We start from the raw sequence: 23,860 nt of genomic DNA, 5'->3' as shown, positions 1-23,860 counted from the left end.
TTGGTTTATTTATTTCTCAATCATTTCCCCCTCCCCAACACTCCCCCAAAGGTGGAGGGCGTTCCTCTCCCTTTGGGAGGGGCTGGGGGAGGGTATAATAGTACGATTTAATTTTGTCCAATTACGCATTTACTTATTGATTATCAGGATATCGCCATGACAATTGACCAACAAAATACGACAAATTCATCAGCATCTTTGATTCAGCGTGGGGACGGTTTGCAAGTGGTGGTAGGGCTTGGCAAATCTGGCTTGGCAACGGTAAATTTTTTGCACAATTTGGGCTACAAAGTTGCGGTAACGGATGGCGGTAATCCCAGTTTGGCAAGCCAGTTACCCAGTGATGTACTCACCAAATTTAACGGCATTGATAGCGAGCTATTAAGCAGTGCCAGTCGTATTATCATCAGCCCCGGCATTGACCCATTTTTGCCTGTGTTTGCTGATGTGCATGCCAAAAAAATTGCGATGGTGAGCGATATTCAGCTATTTTGTGATGTGTGCAAAGCCAAAAATATTCCGATTGTGGCGATTACAGGCTCAAACGCCAAAAGTACCGTTACCACCTTGGTCGGTGAAATGGTGAAAAATGCTGGCAAAAAAGTTGGCGTGGGCGGTAATCTGGGGACACCTGCGTTGGATTTGTTACTTGAGCCGATTGAAATTGCGGTGTTAGAGTTGTCCAGTTTTCAGTTGCAAACCACCACCAATCTATCCGCCCAAGTCGCAACGGTACTCAATATGTCGCCAGACCACTTAGACCGTCATGGCGATATGCTGGGTTATCACCGTGAAAAACACCGTATTTTTCAAGGCGTGAAATCCATCGTGGTAAATCGTGATGACCCATTAAGCCGACCGCTTGTCGCTGATGATATGCCGACTATTACCTTTGGTAGTAACGCTCCAGACATTCATCAATACGGCATTATTACCGACAGTCAAGGCGATATGTGGCTCGCTCGTGGGCGTGAACGTCTGCTTCACGAAAAAGACGTACCGATTAAAGGACAGCACAACCTTATCAATGTGTTATCCGCTTTGGCGTTGGGTGAGTCGGTCGGTTTACCGATAGACGGTATGTTAAACACCATCAAAAACTTTGTCGGTTTGCCCCATCGTTGTGAATTTATCACCACAAAAACTTTTGACAATCAGCATACGCTTGACTGCTATGATGATTCAAAAGGGACAAATATCGGCTCAACGGTGGCGGCGATTTTGGGTTTGGGTAAAGTGTATCAGCCCAAAGGCAAAAAATTGGCGGTGATTTTGGGCGGACAGGGCAAAGGACAGAATTTTGCCGAACTTGCCAAACCGTTATCCCAGTTTGCATCAAATATTTATTTGATTGGTGAAGATGCCGACAAAATCCAAGCAGATTTGCAAAAGGGCAATTTGCTCGATACCGTCAAAGTTATTCATTGCCAAACCTTGCAAAATGCGGTGAAACAAGGCTTTGATGACGCAAAAGCACAGGCGGATTTGGGTGTGTTGTTGTTGTCGCCTGCGTGTGCCAGTTTTGACCAGTTTAGCGGGTATGTTGAGCGTGGCAAGGTATTTGCACAGTTGGTTGTTTAACGTTTAATTGATTGATTTTTATAGTTTTTTATTGATATTTATTTAGGTTGGGTTATGCCAGTACAGACGACATCAAGTAGCACAAAGCAAGGCACAAAACAAAGCAGTTATTCTCGCTGGTTGCCGTCATTATCATCAACGTTAATGACTTGTGTCGGTATGATTTTGGTGATGAGTTTGCTGATGGTGGCATCGGCATCTATTCCTTTTGCACAGACCAAAAATTTAAATGAATTTCGTTTTTTTTATAGCCAAGCAATTTATATTTTGCTTGGGCTAGGTTTAGGTACGTTGATGTATTTTGTGCCGTTACGCCGATTGTTTCGTACTGATACGGCATTCGTGCTAATGCTTGTGAGTTTGGTGATGATTTTATACACGGTGATTGGTGGTACGTTTATTAATGGTAGTAAGCGTTGGATTGAGTTGGGTTTTGCCAATTTTCAACCTGCCGAATTAGCCAAATTTGCTATGATTTTGTTTGCTGCAGATTTTTTGGTACGCCGTGTTGATGAAGTACGTTATCAGATGAAAGGATTTTTTCGTTTGGCAGGGATTTTGACGATTATGGTATTTGCCATCATGTTACAGCCTGACTTTGGTTCGGTGGTGATGATTGTGGGAACGGTTGCGGCGATGATTTTTGTGGCAGGGTTGCCCATGCGGTTGGTTATGGCATTGGCAGGTATGTTGGCAACTGCAACGGTATTGGCAATCACGATGGCAAGCTATCGTATTCGCCGAGTTACATCTTTTTTAGACCCATTTGATGACTTGCGAGATACTGATTATCAGCTAGGACGCAGTATTGTGGCGTTTGCTCGTGGCGAATGGACAGGCGTGGGCTATGGCGAAAGTATCCAAAAACTATCGCATTTGCCCGAAGCTCACACCGATTTTTTGTTGGCAATCACAGGCGAAGAGTTGGGCTTTTTTGGGGTCAGTTTTTTGTTGATATTAGAAATCATCATGATTTGGGTTATTATGAAAGTCAGTTATGACACGTTAAAACGCCGTCAGGGTCGCTTAAGTTATTTTGCCTTTGGGGTAGGGGTGTTGTTTTTTGGACAAGTGTTTATCAATGCAGGCATGACGATGGGCTTATTGCCGACCAAAGGCTTAACTATGCCATTTTTTAGTTTTGGTGGTTCGTCTATGGTGATTAATCTGATGATGATGGGCGTGTTGTTAAGAGTTATGAAAGACAGTCCAAAAATCGCCCCATCGGATTCTCGTTATTATTGATTTTTAAACAAATTATTAAAAAAAACTATTTAATCGCGGACAAAACATCTGTTTTTGTCCGATTAAGGGCGTACTATCCCATTGACAAATCGCCTGTTGTAACATCACTTCAGGCTTGTCTTTATCCACAGGTGCTTGCCCCAAAAAACGCAATGCCAACGCCAACAAATCTTGTGGTTTATAATCACAAATCGGCTCGGCAAGCGTTTGTTTTGACAGCTTTTGCCCCTTGTCATTCACCAAAATTGGCAAATGATAATAATCTTGCACACGTGGTATTATTAAATAATCATAAATAACCAATTGAGCCGTAGTTAAAGGTAAAATATCCAAACCACGCACAATTTGGTTCACCCCTTGAGCGATATCATCAACCACCACAGCGAGCATATAATTTATCATGCCTTTGGGATTTTGTGTGCTATTGGGCATTGCCTTTCGGCGAACCACGATATCGCCATGTTCTTGTTGTGGATTTCCCACAATATTGCCTTGCAATTTATCCAAAAATTCCACCCTTTTATCAGGCATGACAAGGCGAATGGCATTGTGTCGGCTTAACTGTTTGTGTTCACAGATTTTTGGATAAATGGAATTTTCAACAAGATTATTTTTTTGTAAAAAAGTTTGAATGGATTTTCGGCTACAGTCGCAACCATAGCTAACATGTTGCAATTGATTGTCCAAAATGGTGTGATAACGTTCAAGGTTTTGTGATTGGTAATAAATTTCGCCGTCCCAATGCAGTCCCAGCCGTGTCAAATCGGTCAAAATTTGGTCGCTAAAGGCGGTTTTACAGCGTTCTTCGTCCACATCTTCCATGCGAACGAGCCAACTGCCGTTTTGTCGTTTGGCAATACAAAAACTAGCAACTGCGGTAATGAGCGAGCCAATATGCAGATTGCCAGTTGGAGAAGGGGCAAAACGCCCAACAATAGACATTTAAAACCTTAAAAAAAGCTGTTAAAACAATCGCTTAAGCGTGTCCCCAAGCCTGTTTTTCTTTGATTTCGGACAAAGTTTTGCAGTCAATACATTGCGTTGCTGTTGGGCGAGCTTCCAAACGGCGTAAACCAATTTCCACGCCACAAGTTTCACAAAAACCATAATCACCACTTTCAATTTCGGCAAGCGATTTTTCAATTTTTCGAATCAATTTACGCTCACGGTCTCTGGTACGTAAGGCTAGGGCAAACTCTTCTTCTTGGGTCGCACGGTCGTTAATATCAGGCATTGCCGTTGATTCGTCTTGGATATACGATTTGGTTGATTCCGCTTCTGCCAACAATTGTTCTTTCCAATCGGTCAAAATTTTGGTAAAGTGCTGAAGTTGTGCCTCATTCATGTATTCCTCACCGTCCGTCATTTGGTAAGGGGTAAAACTAAAATTATTGTCAATTTGTTTTGCCATGCTAAATTCCTCTAAAATCTTTGCTTTACAAAATCCGATTAAAAATCCATCACATTTTTAATCAAAATTTTTTATTGCACAAATTGCCCGTAAGAATGGGGATAACACCAAAAATTTCAACCCCAAACATCAAAAAAATGTTGGGGTTGTTTCAAAAAACGCTACATAGCGTCTATTCTTTTGACACCCGTTTCAAGTGTACCATTGTTATATAATGTTATCCAACGTAACCCCGCAGGCACATCATCAATCGCATAATCATCGCACAATGGCTTAAACTGGGCACTGGTCGCAGGGCAAGTGGACACAGGCACGCCATCAATCACACTGCTAAAATCTTGATGCACATGACCGACAAAAATACCTTGAATTTTATTACAAAATGGTGCAACGGTTTGCCAAAAATCATCGGCATTTTTTAAACGATGATGGTCAATCCATGCCGAATTAACTTTAAACATGGGGTGATGACAAAAAATCACACAAGGTTTATTGGAATTTTGTAACGTATTTGCCAACCAATCTAAAGTATTTTGATTAAAAAAACCTGAAATATGCCCTTGATGACTGGAATCCAAAAAAATAATTTGCCAAACATCGCTGTCAATTTTATAACAATTTTTTAAACGATTGTCCGCTTTTAAACCGACATGACGGCGTTGAAAAAATGGCAAATGTGCGTCCAACTCCATCGTAACATCATGATTGCCCGCAATCGCCACGTACGGCAAGCCACATTTATCAAAATAATCAAAAATTTCGGTATAATTTTGCTCGTTCGGATTTTGTAACAAATCGCCTGTTACCGCCAACAAATCGGCGTGGGAAAAATCCTTTTGCACCAATGCCATCACTTTGTCAAGACTGGCTTTTGTGTCAATGCCGTTATAGCGTTCATGTGGATTGTCAAACAAATGTAAATCACTGATTTGTACAATCTGTACAAAATCGGGATTTTTGCTGGGCGTGGGTAAAAGTTGTGAAGCCATAAAAACCAACTATCAAACAGTTGAAAGGTTAGCGGATTCAAACATAAAATTCTTGAATGAAGGTGAAATTTTGTCTAAAAAAAATTGTTCAAAAAACAAAGACGCAAATTTTACCTATAAAATTGTTTAGGTCAAGTAAATTTATAAAAATACATCATTTAAAAAAATAAATAACCTACAAATTTTGACATTTTTGACAAATACCTGCCAATTCAATGACGCTGGATTTTACCAAAAATTGTGACTGTGTGGCAACATCTGCCAACGTTTCTGCCAAAATTTGTGAATTAAATTCTTGCACATCGCCACATTGTTGGCACATCAAAAACGTGGCGGTATGTTTGCCATCAGGCTGATAACAGGCAAAAAACGCTTTGGTGGAGTTGAGTTGATGAATAAACCCTTGTTCCAACAAAAAATCCAAACTGCGATACACCGTTGGCGGTGCGATATTTTTGTCCGAAATTTGTTGCAACTTTGCCATCAAGTCATACGCCCCAATCGGCACAACCGCCTGCAAAATCAGGCGATACACTTGCTCACGCAATGGCGTAAAACGCACACCTTGAGCCGTACAGCTATCTTTGGCAGACTGCACTAACCGCTCAATACTACTTGGCTCATGGCAATGCTGACAACTGGCAGAATGCACCGAAAAATCACTGTGTTTCATCATCAATTTTCACCCACACATAAAAAATAAAAAAACATCAAAAGGCACAACTTGCACCAAACCCACTCACACACTATAATAAGGCGATATACAGCATTTTTCAACCAAACTATGTCAAAGCCTGCCAAACCCTTTAATCTCCAAAAAATCCAAAAAACCATCAGCAAACAATCGTGGATAGTCTTTGCTTTGGTATTTGTCGGCGTGGCGTTGGATAAAATCTATCACACCGAACATTTTGTCATCAGCAAAAATCTGCTCGCTGGGGCGATATTGGCGTGGCTTGGACAACTCATTTTTGCCAAAATATCCCTAAGTATCACAGGAGCAAAATACCAACGTCAAATCGTCCACAAAATGTACCAAGCCACCATGATAAAATGGCTGATAACCTTTGTTGGTTTTGCTTGTATTTTTATTTTTTTAAAACCCTTACAGGCAGTATGGGTATTTTTTGGTTATATTGTGGTGCAAATCAGTTATATGATATTGATTGCCAAAAATCGCTTACAAATGTAAACATATATTGCAGATTTTTATCCAAAACACCTTGAATTAATATCGGATTTTTATTGCAAAAAATGCTCAAAAAATACCTAAAAATAGATTTTTTTAGCTATTTACCGATAAATTTTAATAAATATTGTAAAAAAGCAAAAAAAAATGCAATTTTGTCAAAAATAAACTTTACAAAAAGGTAACATTTGCATTAATATAGACAGGGTTTTTAAAACGGGTTCATTTTTAACAAATAAACCCCACTCAATTTTTTATTGACTCAATATAGATAGAAGTTAAGATTATGGCAGACGCACACGAAATTACTTCCAATGAGTATATTCAGCACCATTTGACCAATTGGACATTTGGTCATCACCCAGAGCTTGGGTGGAAAGTTGCAGAAACACAAGCAGAAGCAACCGCAATGGGTTTTAACGCCATTCATTTAGATTCTATGTTATGGTCAATTGGGCTTGGTATTTTCTTTTGTGCATTATTTGCGATGGTTGCCAAAAAAGCAACGTCAGGTGTACCAACAAAACTACAAGCCTTTATTGAATTAATTGTAGAATTTGCAGATAGCAATGTTCGTGATACCTATCATGGTACGTCAAAACTTATCGCACCATTGGCATTGACTATTTTTGTGTGGATTTTCTTAATGAACTTAATGGATTTAATCCCAATTGATTATATCCCAGTTCTTGCACAAAAAATTGGTGCTGCAATGGGGCATGACCCGCACCATGTATATATGAAAATTGTACCAAGTACTGACCCAAACGTAACGCTTGGTATGTCATTTTCTGTATTTGCACTTATTATTTTTTATAGTATTAAAGAAAAAGGATTTGGTGGCTTTATTGGTGAATTAACACTACACCCATTTAGTGCAAAAAATCCGATTGCAAAAATTATTTTAATTCCTGTTAATTTTATCTTAGAATTTGTAACCCTAATTGCAAAACCAATTTCATTAGGTTTACGACTATTTGGTAATATGTATGCAGGTGAGTTGATTTTTGTATTAATCGCCCTAATGCCATTTTGGATTCAATGGGTGTTATCAGTACCGTGGGCTATCTTCCACATTTTAGTAATCACTTTGCAAGCGTTCGTTTTTATGATGCTAACAATTGTATATCTTAGTCTTGCGTCACAAACTGAACATTAATTTTTAACAATGAGGATATTTAGATGAACCCAGAATTAGCAAGTATGACCGTTATCGCAGTGGCATTGCTTATTGGTTTAGGTGCATTAGGCACAGGTATTGGCTTTGCTATCTTAGGTGGCAAATTCCTAGAAGGTGTTGCTCGTCAACCAGAATTAGGCTCACAACTACAAACTCGTATGTTCATCGTAGCGGGTCTTCTTGATGCTGTACCAATGATTGGTGTTGGTATTGCGATGTTATTGTTATTCGCTAATCCATTAGCTGGTTAATAGGTAGGCTATCAGTACACCGTTCACAGTATTTTGCTGTGAACGAGGATAGAAGAAACTTAATTAACGAGGGATTCTGAAGTGAATATCAATGCAACCCTAATTGGACAATCAATTGCATTTGCTATTTTTGTGATATTTTGCATGAAGTTTGTATGGTCACCATTGGTTGCCGCCATTTCAGACCGCCAACGCAAAATTGCAGATGGCTTAAATGCTGCCGAAAAAGCGAAAGCCGATTTGGCAAGTGCGACTGAAACTGCTGATAAAGAGCTAGCAGCCGCAAAAGCAAAAGCAGCTTCACTCATTGACCAAGCGAATAAAAGTGCTAATCAAATGATTGAAGATGCAAAATTACAAGCACAAGCCGAAGGTGAGCGTATTCGCCAACAAGCTCGTGATGCAATTGACCAAGAAATTAACAAAGCCCGTGAAAGCCTTCGTGCACAAGTTGCCGAACTTTCTGTACTTGGTGCTGAGAAAATTTTGCAAGAAAAGGTCAATCCAGAAGTACATGCTAATATGTTAAACCAATTGGCGACCAAATTATAAGTGGCAATAGTATAGTGAGGATATGATGGCTGATTTATCAACCTTAGCAAGACCGTATGCAAAAGCAGCATTTGACTATGCTAAAGAGCATCATGCTATCAGCGAATGGCAAGACTATCTAGCCGTTATGAATGCCATCGTTAGTGATAAAGCATTTGCAGAATATTTACATAATCCAGCAATTGCCGCTACTGCCAAAGTCACCACTTTAACAGATTTATACAATCAAACTGCACCTGAAGATAGCAACAATGTTTTTAAAGCATTAAGCACGGCTATTGAGGGTGGTCAACCAACAGATAATGCGTTCGTAAATTATTTAACCCAACTTGCAGAGCAAGAACGTTTGGCGTTATTACCATTTATTCACGAGCGTTTTGGCTTGTTAAAAGCAGCCGATGCCAAAGAAGTCAATGCCTATGTCACATCGGCATTTCCATTAACAAAGGCACAAGAGCTTTTACTTGAAAACCGTTTATCAACTTCATTAAATGCAGAAGTCATTTTGCAGGTTGAGGTTGACCCAAGCCTAATTGGTGGGCTTACCATTAAAGTTGGCGATAAAGTGATTGATGATTCTGTGCGTGGCAAATTAAAACAGTTAAAAACACAGCTAATTAGTTAATTATTTTTTGTTAAATAATAAATAGTTAGTATCAATTTAAGGAAACAGTGCAATGCAACAATTGAATCCAGCGGAAATCAGTAATCTGATTAAGCAGCGAATTCAAGACCTGACTGCGGGTGCCACAGCAAAAAATGAAGGCACTATTGTTATGGTGTCTGACGGTATCGTACAGATTCATGGTCTTGAAGATGCCATGTACGGCGAAATGATTGAATTTGAAGGTGGCATCTATGGTATGGCATTAAACCTTGAGCAAGACTCAGTTGGTGCTGTTGTATTAGGTGACTACTTAAACCTACAAGAAGGTCAAAAAGCCTATTGTACAGGTCGTATTTTAGAAGTACCAGTCGGTCCTGAATTGCTAGGTCGTGTCGTAGATGCACTGGGTAATCCAATTGATGGTAAAGGTCCTATTAACGCAAAATTAACTGATAAAGTTGAAAAAATTGCACCAGGTGTAATTGACCGTCAATCAGTTGATGAACCTGTTATGACAGGCTATAAATCAGTTGATACCATGATTCCAATCGGACGTGGTCAGCGTGAGCTTATCATTGGTGACCGTCAAACTGGTAAAACTGCCATGGCGATTGACGCAATCATTGCACAAAAAGCCTCTGGTATTAAATGTATCTATGTTGCGGTTGGTCAAAAACGTTCAACCATTGCCAACGTGGTACGTAAATTAGAAGAAACAGGCGCATTAGAATATACAACAGTGGTTGTTGCGTCAGCTTCAGAGCCAGCATCACTACAGTATATCGCCCCTTATTCTGGTTGTACTATGGGTGAGTATTTCCGTGACCGTGGTGAAGACGCTTTGATTATTTATGATGACTTGTCAAAACAAGCGGTTGCTTATCGTCAAATCTCGTTACTATTACGCCGTCCACCAGGACGTGAAGCCTATCCAGGTGACGTATTCTATCTACATTCACGTCTATTAGAGCGTGCTTCTCGTGTGAATGCAGACTATGTGGAAAAATTCACCAATGGTGCGGTAACTGGTAAAACAGGTTCATTGACTGCCTTGCCAATCATTGAAACCCAAGCAGGTGACGTTTCTGCATTCGTACCAACTAACGTAATTTCTATTACTGATGGTCAGATTTTCTTAGAGTCAAGCCTATTTAACTCAGGTATTCGTCCTGCGGTCAATGCGGGTATTTCGGTATCTCGTGTGGGTGGTGCAGCACAAACCAAAATCATCAAAAAACTATCAGGCGGTATTCGTACAGCCTTAGCACAGTATCGTGAGTTGGCAGCGTTTGCACAGTTTGCATCTGACCTTGATGATGCCACTCGTAAACAGCTTGACCACGGTCAGCGTGTGACTGAATTGATGAAACAAAATCAGTATGCGCCAATGTCAATTGCGGAACAAGCTGCGGTTATCTTTGCATCAAATGAAGGCTACTTGGCAGATGTCCCTGTGAATAAAATTGGTGCATTTGAGCAAGGTTTGCTACGTTATTTGCGTGAGCAACATGGTGCATTCATGCAAGAGATTGATGATACGGCAAACTACAATGATGATATTGCTAATACTTTTAAAACAGCGATTGAAACATTTAAACAAAACCATTCTTTTTAATTAAAAGAATGTTGTATTGTCACAAAACAGATGAGCAAAGCACCACATAGAAAAGTGCTTTGTTCATTTTCAAAATTTTGTTAATTTTAAAAATATTAACTAAACCCAGCTGTATGGATTACTTATGGCAAGTTTAAAAGAAATTCGAGCAAAAGTTGCGAGTATTAAAAGTACCCAAAAAATTACTCGAGCCATGCAAATGGTTGCAGCGAGTAAGATGCGTCGTGCCCAAGAGCGTATGCAATTAGGCAGACCTTATGCTGATAATATGCGTCGAGTTGTTTCTCACTTGGTAAAAGCTTCACCTGATTATAAGCACCCTTATTTGACTTCAAGAGCGGTGAACCGAGTTGGTTATATTGTAGTTACATCAGACCGTGGCTTGGCAGGTGGCTTGAATATCAATTTGTTTAAAAAATTGATGCAACACGTCAAAGAAAAAAACAGCCAATCCGTAGAAGCTCGTTTTGCGGTGATTGGTCAAAAAGGCGTGAGCTTTTTCAAAACCTTTGGTGGTACGGTGATTGCAGCCGAATCACATTATGGAGATAACCCAAGTTTTGAGCAATTAAGCACGCCAGTACAAGTGATGCTTGATGCGTTTAACCGTGGTGAAATTGATGAGATTTATTTGGTTTATAATGAATTTATCAATGCCATGACGCAAAAACCCAATGTGCAACAGCTTGTACCGATTTCATCTAGTGATTTGCATGATGAAACAATGGCAAGTCGTGAGCATAGTTGGGATTATATTTATGAACCATCTGCCAAAGATTTGGTTGATAGTTTGATGGGACGTTATGTTGAGTCTGTCGTCTATCAAGGTGTGGTGGAAAATATTGCTTCTGAGCAATCTGCTCGTATGGTTGCGATGAAAGCAGCTACCGATAATGCAGGCAACTTAATCAAAGATTTACAATTAGTTTACAACAAGCTGCGTCAAGCGGCGATTACCCGAGAAATTTCGGAAATCGTTGGCGGTGCTGCTGCTGTTTCATAATTGACCTAAATTCAAGGAGAACGTAATGAGTAGCGGTCGTATTGTACAGATTATTGGCGCGGTTATTGACGTTGAATTTGACCGTCAAAGCGTACCAAAAATTTATGATGCTTTAAAAGTAGAAAATACAGAAACAACTTTAGAAGTACAACAACAATTAGGTGATGGTATCGTGCGTACCATTGCAATGGGTTCAACAGAAGGCTTAAAACGTGGTTTGCCAGTTGTGAACACAGGTGCTCCAATTTCTGTACCTGTTGGTAAAGGCACATTGGGTCGTATCATGGACGTATTGGGTCGCCCAATTGATGAGGCAGGTCCTGTACAACAAGATACTACATGGTCTATCCACCGTGAAGCCCCAAGCTATGATGAACAATCAAACTCAACTGAACTTTTAGAAACAGGTATTAAAGTGATTGACTTGCTATGCCCATTCGCTAAAGGTGGTAAAGTTGGTCTGTTCGGTGGTGCGGGTGTTGGTAAAACCGTTAATATGATGGAACTTATCAACAACATTGCAAAAGCACACTCAGGTTTGTCTGTGTTTGCAGGTGTTGGTGAGCGTACTCGTGAGGGTAACGATTTCTATCATGAGATGAAAGATTCTAACGTACTTGATAAAGTTGCGATGGTATATGGTCAGATGAATGAGCCACCAGGAAACCGTTTGCGTGTTGCTTTGACTGGTTTGACCATGGCGGAATATTTCCGTGATGAAAAAGACGAAAATGGTAAAGGTCGTGACGTGTTATTGTTCGTAGATAACATTTATCGTTATACCCTTGCAGGTACTGAAGTATCAGCCTTGTTGGGTCGTATGCCATCTGCGGTAGGTTATCAGCCAACATTGGCAGAAGAAATGGGTGTGCTACAAGAACGTATTACTTCAACCCAAACAGGTTCTATTACTTCGGTTCAAGCCGTTTATGTACCAGCCGATGACTTGACTGACCCATCACCAGCGACAACCTTTGCTCACTTGGACGCGACTGTTGTATTGAGCCGTGATATCGCATCACAAGGTATCTACCCTGCGGTAGACCCACTAGATTCAACCTCTCGTCAGCTTGACCCATTGGTAATTGGTGAAGAGCATTATACCGTTGCTCGTGGTGTACAAGAAGTATTGCAACGCTTTAAAGAGTTAAAAGATATCATTGCGATTTTGGGTATGGATGAATTGTCAGAAGATGACAAATTAGTCGTTTACCGTGCTCGTAAAATCCAACGTTTCTTATCTCAACCTTTCCACGTTGCAGAAGTGTTCACAGGTGCACCAGGTAAATACGTACCAATTCGTGAAACCATTCAAAGCTTTAAAGCAATTTTGAACGGTGAATACGATGACCTTCCAGAACAAGCTTTCTATATGAAAGGTGGTATTGAAGAAGTTGTGGCAGCTGCTGAAAAACTTCGTGGTTAATTGGCAACGCACTGGTCAAGTTGATTGACTGGTGCAATACCAATCAATAACCTTTAGAGAACTTTAGGAGAAAACTGTGGCAACTTTACAATGTAATGTCGTCAGTGCAAGAGAAACTATCTACACAGGTGAGATTAGTATGCTCATCGCCACGGGTGTAGAAGGTGAAGTTGGTATTTTGGCAGGGCATACCCCGTTTATCACATTATTAAGACCAGGTGCTATGCAAATCAAAACTGCCAACGGTGCTGATGAAATGGTTTATATTTCAGGTGGCGTGTTAGAAGTACAACCGCACCTTGTGACCGTCCTTGCAGATACTGCGGTTCGTGCCCACGACTTAGACGAAGCAAAAATTGCCGAAGCTCGCCGTGAAGCAGAACAAATGCTACAAAACCAAAAAGCAGATATTGACACATCAGCAGCCATGGCAGCATTGGCTGAATCGTTGGCTCAGTTACAGACTTTACAAAAATTCCGTAACCGTGCTTGAGTCAATCTGATGAATGGTTAAATCATAAAAGATAGTGATGAAAGTTGCTATCTTTTTTGTTATTTTGTGCTATATTATTGGTTAAAATAATGAAGCAATTATGATAAATTAAGTTTTCGTTACGTTTTAGTAATAGTAAAAAACGTGTTTTTTTGTTACATTATAATAACTTTGGTGTAAAATCCTTCAGCAAGATTTTGTATCAAAATTGTGGTAATGTTTTTTTGATTTGATGCCTTGTTAAACAATCAATTTTGGGAAAAAATTGATTACAATGTATCATATTTTTGGAGAATAAAAATGGTTGAAGAAGAATTAATTCCCAAAGTATTAATCGTTGAAGACGATGAACGATTGGCAACATTGACCCAAGATTACTTGCGTAAAAATGGTTTAGATGTTGCGATTGAAACCGATGGCAATCGTGCCATTCGCCGTATCATTAGTGAACAGCCTGATATCGTGGTGCTTGATGTGATGTTGCCAGGTAGTGATGGCTTGACGGTTTGCCGTGAAGTGCGTTCACAATATCACAATCCGATTTTAATGCTAACTGCACGTACCGATGACATGGATCAAGTTTTGGGACTTGAAATGGGTGCAGATGACTATGTTGCCAAACCTGTCCAACCACGTGTGCTATTGGCACGTTTGCGTGCGTTGTTACGCCGTTCTGATGTCGCACCGACTGACGATGTTGAGCAACGCCTTGAATTTGGTGATTTGGTGATTGACAACGGTGGTCGTTCGGTAACGCTGAATGATGAATTGGTTGATTTTACCAGTGCCGAGTATGATTTATTGTGGTTATTGGCTTCTAATGCAGGTCGTATTTTGTCTCGTGAAGATATTTTTGAGCGTTTGCGTGGCATTGAGTACGATGGTCAAGACCGTTCAATTGATGTGCGTATCTCTCGTATTCGTCCAAAAATTGGCGATGATCCAGAAAATCCAAAACGTATCAAAACCGTGCGTAGTAAGGGTTATCTGTTTGTCAAGGAAAATTAATTTTTTACCAAAAGTAATGAAAAAGTCGGCTTCAGTCGGCTTTTTTTATTGGTCAAAAAAATGTTTTTTTATGTAAAAATACTTGTCAATATCAAAAAATTTTGGGATGATAAAAGTGCAAAATTAATGAGGTTGTTAAGGAAGATGTTAATTTTGTGATTGATATTTTAATTAAATTAATATATCAATGAATTGGAAAAATCATTCTCAAAAACCTGTTTATTCAAATGGAGTCTTATCATGCGTTACGCAAATCCCAATACTGACGGTGCAAAAGTCAATTTTAAATCCCAATACGAAAACTTTATCGGTGGCGAATGGGTCGCCCCTGTCAAAGGCGAATATTTTGACAACATTTCACCTGTCGATGGTAAAGTTTTTACCAAAGTACCCCGTTCAAGCAAAGAAGATATTGAACTTGCCCTAGACGCAGCCCACGCTGCCAAAGACGCTTGGGGTAAAACGTCGCCACAAGAACGTTCAAATATTTTACTCAAAATTGCTGACCGTTTAGAACAAAATTTGGAAGTATTGGCAGTTGCTGAAACATGGGATAATGGTAAGCCGATTCGTGAAACCTTAGCTGCTGATATTCCTTTAACCATTGACCATTTTCGTTATTTTGCAGGTTGTATTCGAGCTCAAGAAGGCACTATCAGCGAGATTGACCACGACACAGTTGCCTATCATTATCATGAGCCGTTGGGCGTGGTGGGACAAATTATCCCTTGGAATTTCCCAATTTTGATGGGAGCTTGGAAAATTGCGCCTGCATTGGCAGCAGGTAACTGTATCGTGTTAAAACCTGCAGAGCAAACGCCTGCGAGCATTTTGGTTTTACTTGAATTGATTCAAGATATTTTGCCAAAAGGCGTGCTAAACGTGGTGAATGGTTATGGTGAAGAGGTTGGGAAAGATTTAGCGACCAATCCACGCATTGCTAAAATCGCTTTTACAGGTTCAACAGAAGTTGGGCAGTTAATTATGGGTTATGCAACGCAAAACTTAATTCCTGTAACGCTTGAGTTGGGTGGTAAATCGCCGAATGTATTTTTTGCCGATGTCATGGATAAAGATGATGACTTTTTAGAAAAAGCATTGGAAGGTTTTACCATGTTCGCACTCAATCAAGGTGAAATTTGTACTTGCCCCTCTCGTGCTTTAGTACATGAAAGTATCGCCGATGAATTTTTGAAAAAAGCGGTTGAGCGTGTGAAAAAAATCAAACTTGGACACCCACTAGATACCGACACAATGGTTGGGGCACAAGCATCACAAGAGCAACAAGACAAGATTTTGGGCTATATCCAAAAAGGCAAAGAAGAAGGTGCGGAACTGCTCATAGGCGGTCAAGCGATGACGACTGTTGATGGTGGTTTTTACATTGAACCGACTGTGTTTAAAGGCGAAAATGGCTTAACGATTTTCCAAAATGAAATTTTTAGGCCAGTACTTTCAGTAACCACGTTCAAAGATTTTGATGAAGCGATGAAAATTGCCAATGATACCATGTACGGCTTAGGTGCTGGCGTGTGGTCTCGTGATGGCACAACGGCTTACCGTGCAGGACGTGCGATTCAGGCGGGTCGTGTGTGGACGAATTGTTATCACATTTACCCTGCTCATGCGGCGTTTGGTGGTTACAAAAAATCAGGCATTGGGCGTGAAACGCATAAGATGATGCTTGACCATTATCAACAAACTAAAAACTTATTGGTGAGTTATTCGCCAAAACCAATGGGCTTTTTCTAATTTTAACCTCAATTCGATATAAAAAATCATTTAACTTATTGAAAAAATATAAACAAATAAGAAACCTACAATAAAGAATACCCCAACAGGACATTTTTTAATGTAGGCTTCTTTGTTTGATGACAATAAGCAATCAACCCTGCCAACAAATTACTCATAAACCCAACATAACTACGATGCCTTGAATGCTCAATTTGACACATATTCTTTAACTCATCAAACACAGTTTCAATCAAAAAACGGCGTTTAAGTAATCGTCTATTTAACCATGAAATATCTTTAGATTTCATATTCTTTTTAACATTCGTGATTAACTCAATATCTAAATGCTCATCAAGCCAATCTGTCAATGATTTATCAATATAACCTTTATCAGCAAAGAGTTTACCAAAAACATGAGATTCACAAAGTCTTTTCACAGGTTGCCTATCATCAACATTGCCTTTGGTTACGGTTAGATTGACCAATTCACCTTTATCATTGATAATGACGTGTAGTTTAAAGCCAAAAAACCACCCCATACTGCTTTTACCTCGCTGTGCTGTTTCTGCAAATACTTTGTTGCGGTTGATACGGTGATTATCACATACGGCTAAACTGGTTGAGTCAATGTAGTTTATGCCTGTGCAGTTGTTTTGCATGAGAGATTGTAGGTAGTCACACATGGGAACTATTGCTTTTTCCATGAGTTCTACCATTCTTGTGTAGCTTGGTAGGTTTGGAAAGGCAGGTTTTAGCCATTGGGTGAGGTAGTTGTAGTAGAAGGCTTTAAATTCTCTGTATTTTATTTGGTGAAATACTACCAATATGGTGATGATTTCTGATAAACTAATACGGCATGGTTTGTTTCGTGTTTTTTTACTGCTTTTGCTCTTTTGGGTTAGCATTTTCTTCTGTTGTTCGTTTGTGTATGTTTTGCAATAGTCGTCTATGTGGCAGTATAGTGCTTCGAGGTTGTCCATGTAAGAAGTCCTTGTTAGGGTTGTTTGTGGTGAATTTACTTTAACATATTGGGCTTCTTTTTTTTAGTTTTTTCTTATGTCGAATTCAGGTTAATTTTAAAATTGAACATTGCTGTAATTGTAAAAATAGAACATCTTTTTGGTATTCTATTTTTTTTGTAAAAAAATTTTGATTTGTATTAACATATATTTTTTATATATGTTATAATGATTGCAATCATGTAAATTTAGCGTTTTTTTATGTTAAAAAGTTTATTTGAAATATATAAATTAAATGCTTGATTTAGATGAGGTTTTCAATAAAAAGCCACAATAATGTAGCAATGATAAGCATAAATCAATCAATGTAAATTGATAGGAGTTTGTATGGGAGAGTATAAAAAACATTGGTGGGCGTTAGTCGCTGTACTGATTGTAACTTTCACCTTATTAGGCTGGGGTGGGGTTGAGGTTTATCGTTCGGCGCCGCCTGTTCCAGAAAAATTTGTGGATAGCAAAGGTCAAGTTGTTATCTCAAAAGAAGATATTTTACAAGGTCAATCCGCTTGGCAAACCACAGGCGGTATGCAGTTAGGTTCGGTGTTGGGTCATGGTGCGTATCAAGCGCCTGACTGGACGGCGGATTGGTTGCACCGTGAGTTGGTGGCTTGGTTGGATATCAAGTCGCAAGAATTGTACGGCAAACCTTACGACCAACTTGATAAAACGGTGCAAGCAGGTGTGCGTGAGCTTGCCAAAGAAGAGTATCGTAAAAGTTCTGCCAATGGGGTAGATACGATTGTGTTGTCAGATACTCGTTTGCAAGCGATTAATCAAGTTGCTCCTTATTATATTAAGCTGTATGGCGGTGATATGGACGATGAAAAAATCGTCAAATCTCGTGAATCTTTTGCGATGAAAAATAATACCTTGCCAGATTTGACTGCTCGTGAGCGTTTGGCAGATTTTTATTTTTGGTCAAGCTGGATTTCGTCAGCGGAGCGTCCCGGCACAACGGCGACCTTTACCAATAACTAGCCACATGAGCCAATCATTGACAATAAACCAACGGCAGAAAATGTGATTTGGTCATTTGCCAGTGTGGTATTTTTGATTGCAGGTATTGGTTTGTTAATTTGGGGTTGGGCTTTCTCTAAAAAAGATGATGAAGTCAAATTGACTGTGCCTGAGCATGACCCTTTAACCAAAATTGTTTTGACACCTTCACAAAAAGCGTTGGCAAAATATGGCTTTTTGGTCGTGGCGTTGTTTATGGCTCAAGTATTGTTGGGCGGTTTTGTGGCTCACTATACGGTTGAAGGTCAGTCGTTCTATGGTATTCAGATTTCTGATTGGTTGCCTTATGCGTTGGTGCGTACTTGGCATATCCAAGCGGCATTGTTCTGGATTGCGACTGCATTTTTGGCAGCAGGTTTATTTTTAACACCGATTATTAATGGTGGTAAAGACCCTAAATTCCAAAAATTGGGTGTGGATATTTTGTGGGTGGCATTGATTATTGTTTGTGTTGGCTCATTTATTTCACAATTCTTTGCGTTAAAACACATCATGCCTGCGAACCTAAACTTCTGGTTTGGTCATCAAGGTTATGAATTTATTGATTTGGGACGTTTTTGGCAAATTTTAAAATGGGTTGGCGTGTTGATTTGGTTAGGCTTGATGGCTCGTGGTTGGGCGTATGGCTTTAAGCAAAAAGGCGACAAAAACTTGTTATTTATCTTTGTTGCGTCTGTGGTGTGTGTCGGTTTGTTCTATGGTTCTGGCTTATTCTATGGCGAGCGTACCAATTTGGCAATCATGGAATATTGGCGTTGGTGGGTGGTGCATCTATGGGTTGAAGGTTTCTTTGAAGTATTTGCAACCGCTGCTTTCTCATTTATCTTTTATAACTTAGGTTTAGTTCGCTATAAAACGGCAACGGCTGCTGCGATTGCTTCTGCTGCCTTGTTCTTGCTAGGCGGTGTACCGGGGACTTTCCACCACTTGTATTTTACAGGGACAACCACGCCAATCATGGCAATTGGTGCGTCATTCTCAGCACTTGAAGTTGTGCCTTTGGTGGTCTTGGGTTATGAAGCGTATGAACATTGGGAAAAACAACATCAAGCCCCTTGGATGGACAAACTAAAATGGTCTATTTTGTTCTTTGTTGCTGTGGCATTTTGGAACATGATTGGTGCAGGCGTGTTTGGCTTTATGCTAAATCCACCATTGGCGTTGTACTACATTCAAGGTTTGAACACCACTGCCGTCCACGCTCACGCAGCATTATTCGGGGTGTATGGATTCTTGGCATTAGGTTTTGTACTGTTCATTGTGCGTTACATTCGTCCTGACTATGTATTCAATGACAAATTGATGAAAACAGGCTTTTGGGCATTAAACTTAGGTTTGGTATTAATGATTGCGACCAGCTTGTTACCAATCGGTATTTTCCAAGCACACGCCTCAATCACAGAAGGCTTATGGTATGCACGCAGTGAAGGCTTTATGCAACAAGGTTTCTTAGAAACATTGCGTTGGATAAGAACATTTGGTGATGTAGTATTTATCATCGGTGCATCGTGCGTATCTTGGCAAGTGGTAAAATTGGTATTTGCTAAACCTAGCGACCCAAATTTTAAACCAAATGCCCCTGTAAATCAGTAATAACTGTTAAATCAAAATTCCCTTTCGCCATGAAGGGGAATTTTAAAAAGATAATAATAAAAAAAAGTAGGTAAGTAGATTGGCTTGCCTAATCAAAGCGTAGTGCAATGCAGGTGGTTACACCACAACCTTTTCACCACAAGATAATACCCCAGCCATCTTGTGGTGCTTTTTTTACAAAAAATTCGCCTTTAAGCAAAATTTTTGAAACATATATTTGTTATACTTGTTTCTTTTGAAAAAAGGTAAATAAAATATATGTTAAACCAAACCCAAAAAGACATTGTCAAACAAACCGTCCCAGTCCTAGAACAACATGGCACACAAATCACCAGCGTATTTTACCAAAATATGTTTGCCGAACACCCAGAACTACTAGACATTTTTAACAAAACCAATCAAACCCAAGGTCGCCAACAAACCGCCCTTGCCACCGCCGTGCTTGCTGCTGCAAAACACATTGACAACTTATCAGCGATTTTGCCACACGTTACCCAAATCAGCCACAAACACCGAGCATTACAAATCAAGCCTGAGCATTATCCCATCGTTGGCAAACATTTGTTAAAAGCTATCAAACAAGTGCTGGGCGAATCGGCAACGGACGAAGTCATTGACGCATGGGCAGCCACTTATGGTGAGATTGCCGATGTGTTTATCAGCATTGAAAAACAAATGTACGATGACGCACTTTGGCAAGATTTTGTGCCGTTTACCGTAGTGCAAAAAAATCAAACAGGACAAGACATCTGTCATTTTGTGGTTAAACCTGTGAATGATACGGTCAATTTAAACCACGTAACCTTAAAAGCGGGGCAGTACATCACTGTTAAAACCCACCCACAAAATAGCGATAATCTGGCATTGCGTCATTATTCGCTATGCTCTACGCACACCGATGACGGCATTGAGTTTGCGGTCAAACGTGATACCCAAAACAGTCATCGTGGCTTGGTGTCAAACCATCTGCACGACCATGTCAATGTGGGTGATGAAATTTTGTTATCCGCACCAGCAGGCGATTTTTTATTGGACGAAAGTTTGCTAAATCAAAACGACATTCCGCTGGTATTAATCAGTGCAGGCGTGGGCATTACCCCTGTGTTATCCATGTTAGAAGCCCAAATTGACACCAATCCAAAACGTCCGATTGTGTGGGTGTATGCGTGTCAAAATGCCGAATGTCAAGCGTTTGGCGAAAAAGTGGCACAACTTGCCAGTCAAGCGGAAAATTTTAGCCAAATCAATTTTTATTCGGACGCAGGGCAACGCCTTGATGAAAACTATTTAAAAACCTTGCCAAAACCGATTGATGTGTATGTTTGTGGTTCAATCAATTTTATGGAAACCATGATTAATCAATTGTCGGCATTGTCGCACGAAGACAAATATCTGCATTTTGAGCCATTTGGTCCAAAAATGAGTCTGTATGCAGATAAAGTTTAGAACCTGTATTCATAACGTTTTTGCAATGAAAAATGAGATAAATCGCCAGCTTTTCAAGGAAAAAACGCAGACTGATAGTCATTCTATCAGGCAAGTTTTTGACATCGAGCCGCAAGATTTAGCCATTTTTCATGCAAAAGCAAATAAATGTTTGTTAAAAACCTGTAAAATTTTACTGCGTAATGTTGTGAATACAGGTTCTTAATTGTAAAAACTTTACTAAAACCGTCTTTTAGCCAAAGGCGGTTTTTTGTTTTTTGAAAAATTTTAAAAAAATTGTAAGAGTTTAATAGTATCATCTGTCTAAAAATTATCAATTTAACAAAAACTTTAACAAAAAAGGTATAAATATGAGCGAACAAATCAAAAAAACACAACATCTTATCATCGGCTTTGGTAAAGCAGGGAAAACCCTCGCCAAAACGCTTGCCACACAAGGTGAAGAAGTGATTTTGGTAGAGCAATCCACCAAAATGTACGGCGGAACGTGTATAAATATCGGCTGTATTCCAAGCAAAAAACTCAAATTTTTGGCAGAAAAAGGCAGTGAATTTCATCAAGCCATTGCCAAAAAAAATGAACTGATTGACGCACTTAACCAAGCCAATTTTAACATGGTGGATAGCGTTGCTGAAGTTATCACAGGAAAGGCAACTTTTGTTGATAATAACACCGTGCAAGTGGCAACGGATAGCGAAACTTTAGCAATCCAAGCCGAAAAAATCTACATCAACACAGGGGCGGTCAGCCGTATTCCTGACATTGACGGTATCAAAACCGCTAAAAACATCTATGATAGCACAGGCATTATGCAGTTAGCCGAATTGCCAAAACACCTTGTCATCGTGGGCGGTGGCTACATTGGGCTAGAGTTCGCCAGTAGTTTTGCCGAGTTTGGCAGTCAAGTTACCGTCCTAGAAACAGGTGATACATTCGTACCAAAAGAAGACCGAGAAATCGCTGATATCTTGTTAAAAATCATGCAAAAACAAGGCATTACCGTAAAACTTAACCAAAAAATACAAAAATTTAGCGACAGTAGCGACAACAACCAAACAATCGTCCATACTGATGACGATGAACTACTTGCTGATGCGGTGCTGATAGCGACAGGGCGTCTGCCAAATACCGACCTGAACCTTGACAACACAGGCGTAACGCTGACCGAGCGTGGCTTTATTGCGGTGAATGAACACCTACAAACCGCCGTACCGCACATCTATGCGATGGGCGATGTCGCAGGCTCACCGCAGTTTACCTATATGTCGCTTGACGATTTTCGTGTGGTCAAAAGTCATCTGCTTGCGGACGGCAGTTACACCACCAAAAACCGCACGTTTCCTTATTCGGTGTTCGTCAATCCACCGTTGTCCGTTGTCGGCTTAACCGAAGAAAACGCCAAAAAACAAGGCTTTAACGTCAAAACTGCAACGTTACCAGCGAGCAGTATTCCCAAAGCCAAAATTTTGGAACAAACGGACGGATTGTTAAAAGCGGTCGTGGATAGTGATACCGATAAAATTCTAGGCGTGCAACTGCTATGTGCCGAATCGCATGAAATGATTAATTTTGTAGATTTTGCCATTCGTCAAGGTGTCAAATATCAAAACGTGGCAAACTACATTTTCACCCACCCAACCATGTCAGAAAGTTTAAACGACTTGTTTGGGAAGATCTAACAACATGAAAAAGGAATAAAAACTATGAAAATCAAATATTTAGCAATTTTACCAATTGTATTGGGTTTAACCGCTTGTAATGAAAAATCGGTCGCAACCCCTGCAACAGAAAGCACAAAAGTTAGCCAACCAACACCAACGCAAACTGTCAAAAAAGCGGACGGTATTTGGATTGATGTGCGTTCGGCTGATGAATACAATGCTGGGCATTTGGACGGTGCGGTGAATGTTACACATGAAGAAATTGGCAATAAAATCAGTGGTTTAGTTAAAGATAAAAACGCACCGATTAATCTGTATTGCCGTAGCGGTCGTCGTGCGGAGCTTGCCAAAACGATTTTGACAAATATGGGTTATACCAATGTTACCAATCATGGTGGTTATGATGATTTAGTGAAAAAAGGGTTGAAGTAAATTTATTGATGAGAGTTGCCTATGCTTTGCCTGATTCGAACAGGATAATATGCCTTATTATCGGTCATAACCTTTCCAGTAGGAAACCCGCATAGGCAAATTTATTATAAACCAATTTTAACAACAAGTAAAATAATGTCAAATATTAAGTTGGCAAAAAATCTTTATTGTGCTTGTTGATGTGGCGAAACACCCACCTTTTAATTTACCGAGTGGTGATACGTTGGATTTTGCTTAAAAAGGCAAAAGGAAGTAAGGTTTTTTATAGAGATTGCCTTTTAAAAAATATTGCTTAGATTATAATCAACGTTTGTTAATTTTTCAATGCGTTTTATCTGATAAAATAGCCATTCTCACATGATAAACAAAAAATGATTTTTAGATATAAATAATTGATTTTAAATTAAA

General features: G+C 39.7%; 23 protein-coding genes. 18 read left to right on the top strand and 5 right to left on the bottom strand.

Features of this window, described 5'->3' with window-relative positions; all coding sequences use genetic code 11:
• The first annotated feature begins 156 nt into the window (after positions 1-156).
• Together murD and ftsW are read left to right on the top strand one after the other, a co-directional pair.
• Complete coding sequence (gene murD / locus ACGTJS_RS03400; protein WP_410472820.1) at positions 157-1,581, top strand: UDP-N-acetylmuramoyl-L-alanine--D-glutamate ligase; 1,425 nt, start codon at positions 157-159, stop codon at positions 1,579-1,581.
• 54 nt (positions 1,582-1,635) lie between these two features.
• Positions 1,636-2,826: a putative lipid II flippase FtsW gene (gene ftsW, locus ACGTJS_RS03395; RefSeq protein ID WP_315041843.1), complete on the top strand. Its 1,191-nt coding sequence runs from the start codon at positions 1,636-1,638 to the stop codon at positions 2,824-2,826.
• Positions 2,827-2,841: 15 nt separating this feature from the next.
• Here ftsW and gluQRS read toward each other — a convergent pair whose 3' ends face one another.
• The 4 genes from gluQRS to ACGTJS_RS03375 all read right to left on the bottom strand — a co-directional run bounded on the left by gluQRS (position 2,842) and on the right by ACGTJS_RS03375 (position 5,902).
• Positions 2,842-3,768: a tRNA glutamyl-Q(34) synthetase GluQRS gene (gene gluQRS / locus ACGTJS_RS03390; protein ID WP_315041845.1), complete on the bottom strand. Its 927-nt coding sequence runs from the start codon at positions 3,766-3,768 to the stop codon at positions 2,842-2,844.
• Between the two features lie 34 nt (positions 3,769-3,802).
• Positions 3,803-4,237: an RNA polymerase-binding protein DksA gene (gene dksA, locus ACGTJS_RS03385; RefSeq protein WP_315041852.1), complete on the bottom strand. Its 435-nt coding sequence runs from the start codon at positions 4,235-4,237 to the stop codon at positions 3,803-3,805.
• A 161-nt stretch (positions 4,238-4,398) separates the two neighbouring features.
• Positions 4,399-5,226, bottom strand: coding sequence for a phosphodiesterase (locus ACGTJS_RS03380; protein WP_315041854.1), 828 nt, complete (start codon positions 5,224-5,226; stop codon positions 4,399-4,401).
• Between the two features lie 175 nt (positions 5,227-5,401).
• Positions 5,402-5,902, bottom strand: a complete 501-nt coding sequence (locus tag ACGTJS_RS03375) for a transcriptional repressor (protein ID WP_315041856.1) — start codon at positions 5,900-5,902, stop codon at positions 5,402-5,404.
• Between the two features lie 108 nt (positions 5,903-6,010).
• Between ACGTJS_RS03375 and ACGTJS_RS03370 the strand changes: the two genes are divergently transcribed.
• The 11 genes from ACGTJS_RS03370 (at position 6,011) to ACGTJS_RS03320 (ending at position 16,302) form a co-directional block, all read left to right on the top strand.
• Positions 6,011-6,418 (top strand): ATP synthase subunit I, encoded by a 408-nt coding sequence (locus ACGTJS_RS03370; RefSeq protein WP_315041858.1) that lies wholly within the window; start codon positions 6,011-6,013, stop codon positions 6,416-6,418.
• 283 nt (positions 6,419-6,701) lie between these two features.
• Entirely contained in the window at positions 6,702-7,574 is an 873-nt protein-coding gene (gene atpB, locus ACGTJS_RS03365; RefSeq protein WP_410472819.1) for a F0F1 ATP synthase subunit A, read from the top strand.
• 44 nt (positions 7,575-7,618) lie between these two features.
• On the top strand, positions 7,619-7,846 hold the full coding sequence (gene atpE / locus ACGTJS_RS03360) for a F0F1 ATP synthase subunit C (RefSeq protein ID WP_286173164.1): 228 nt from the start codon (positions 7,619-7,621) through the stop codon (positions 7,844-7,846).
• A gap of 81 nt (positions 7,847-7,927) precedes the next feature.
• Entirely contained in the window at positions 7,928-8,398 is a 471-nt protein-coding gene (locus tag ACGTJS_RS03355) for a F0F1 ATP synthase subunit B (RefSeq protein WP_410472818.1), read from the top strand.
• A gap of 25 nt (positions 8,399-8,423) precedes the next feature.
• Positions 8,424-9,023, top strand: coding sequence for a F0F1 ATP synthase subunit delta (locus tag ACGTJS_RS03350; RefSeq protein WP_410472817.1), 600 nt, complete (start codon positions 8,424-8,426; stop codon positions 9,021-9,023).
• A gap of 52 nt (positions 9,024-9,075) precedes the next feature.
• Complete coding sequence (atpA, locus tag ACGTJS_RS03345; RefSeq protein ID WP_315041862.1) at positions 9,076-10,620, top strand: F0F1 ATP synthase subunit alpha; 1,545 nt, start codon at positions 9,076-9,078, stop codon at positions 10,618-10,620.
• Positions 10,621-10,744: 124 nt separating this feature from the next.
• Positions 10,745-11,623, top strand: a complete 879-nt coding sequence (atpG, locus tag ACGTJS_RS03340) for a F0F1 ATP synthase subunit gamma (protein ID WP_410472816.1) — start codon at positions 10,745-10,747, stop codon at positions 11,621-11,623.
• Positions 11,624-11,648: 25 nt separating this feature from the next.
• A complete protein-coding gene (atpD, locus tag ACGTJS_RS03335; RefSeq protein WP_410472815.1) occupies positions 11,649-13,049 on the top strand; it encodes a F0F1 ATP synthase subunit beta in 1,401 nt (466 codons plus the stop codon).
• A 76-nt stretch (positions 13,050-13,125) separates the two neighbouring features.
• Positions 13,126-13,542, top strand: a complete 417-nt coding sequence (locus ACGTJS_RS03330) for a F0F1 ATP synthase subunit epsilon (RefSeq protein WP_315043591.1) — start codon at positions 13,126-13,128, stop codon at positions 13,540-13,542.
• A 300-nt stretch (positions 13,543-13,842) separates the two neighbouring features.
• Positions 13,843-14,550 (top strand): response regulator, encoded by a 708-nt coding sequence (locus ACGTJS_RS03325; RefSeq protein ID WP_315043593.1) that lies wholly within the window; start codon positions 13,843-13,845, stop codon positions 14,548-14,550.
• A gap of 240 nt (positions 14,551-14,790) precedes the next feature.
• Positions 14,791-16,302: an aldehyde dehydrogenase family protein gene (locus ACGTJS_RS03320; RefSeq protein WP_410472814.1), complete on the top strand. Its 1,512-nt coding sequence runs from the start codon at positions 14,791-14,793 to the stop codon at positions 16,300-16,302.
• Between the two features lie 65 nt (positions 16,303-16,367).
• Here ACGTJS_RS03320 and ACGTJS_RS03315 read toward each other — a convergent pair whose 3' ends face one another.
• Positions 16,368-17,264 carry an IS982 family transposase gene (locus ACGTJS_RS03315; protein WP_410471537.1) on the bottom strand — a complete coding sequence of 299 codons (897 nt, stop codon included), beginning with the start codon at positions 17,262-17,264 and terminating at the stop codon, positions 16,368-16,370.
• 366 nt (positions 17,265-17,630) lie between these two features.
• On the opposite strand from ACGTJS_RS03315, the gene ACGTJS_RS03310 reads away from it, so the two are divergent.
• The 5 genes from ACGTJS_RS03310 (at position 17,631) to ACGTJS_RS03290 (ending at position 23,452) form a co-directional block, all read left to right on the top strand.
• Positions 17,631-18,281: a hypothetical protein gene (locus ACGTJS_RS03310; RefSeq protein ID WP_410472813.1), complete on the top strand. Its 651-nt coding sequence runs from the start codon at positions 17,631-17,633 to the stop codon at positions 18,279-18,281.
• A 42-nt stretch (positions 18,282-18,323) separates the two neighbouring features.
• Positions 18,324-19,913, top strand: a complete 1,590-nt coding sequence (locus tag ACGTJS_RS03305; protein WP_410472812.1) for a cbb3-type cytochrome c oxidase subunit I — start codon at positions 18,324-18,326, stop codon at positions 19,911-19,913.
• 258 nt (positions 19,914-20,171) lie between these two features.
• Positions 20,172-21,359 (top strand): globin domain-containing protein, encoded by a 1,188-nt coding sequence (locus tag ACGTJS_RS03300; RefSeq protein ID WP_410472811.1) that lies wholly within the window; start codon positions 20,172-20,174, stop codon positions 21,357-21,359.
• Between the two features lie 344 nt (positions 21,360-21,703).
• Complete coding sequence (locus ACGTJS_RS03295) at positions 21,704-23,038, top strand: FAD-dependent oxidoreductase (protein WP_410473217.1); 1,335 nt, start codon at positions 21,704-21,706, stop codon at positions 23,036-23,038.
• A gap of 24 nt (positions 23,039-23,062) precedes the next feature.
• Positions 23,063-23,452 (top strand): rhodanese-like domain-containing protein, encoded by a 390-nt coding sequence (locus tag ACGTJS_RS03290; protein WP_410472810.1) that lies wholly within the window; start codon positions 23,063-23,065, stop codon positions 23,450-23,452.
• Positions 23,453-23,860 lie beyond the last annotated feature (408 nt).

This window comes from Faucicola mancuniensis (assembly GCF_046523945.1).
In the GTDB taxonomy this organism is placed as follows: Bacteria; Pseudomonadota; Gammaproteobacteria; order Pseudomonadales; family Moraxellaceae; genus Faucicola; species Faucicola mancuniensis.
The sequence above is the reverse complement of the archived record's forward strand: the minus strand, read 5'-3'. Positions and strand labels throughout refer to the sequence as shown.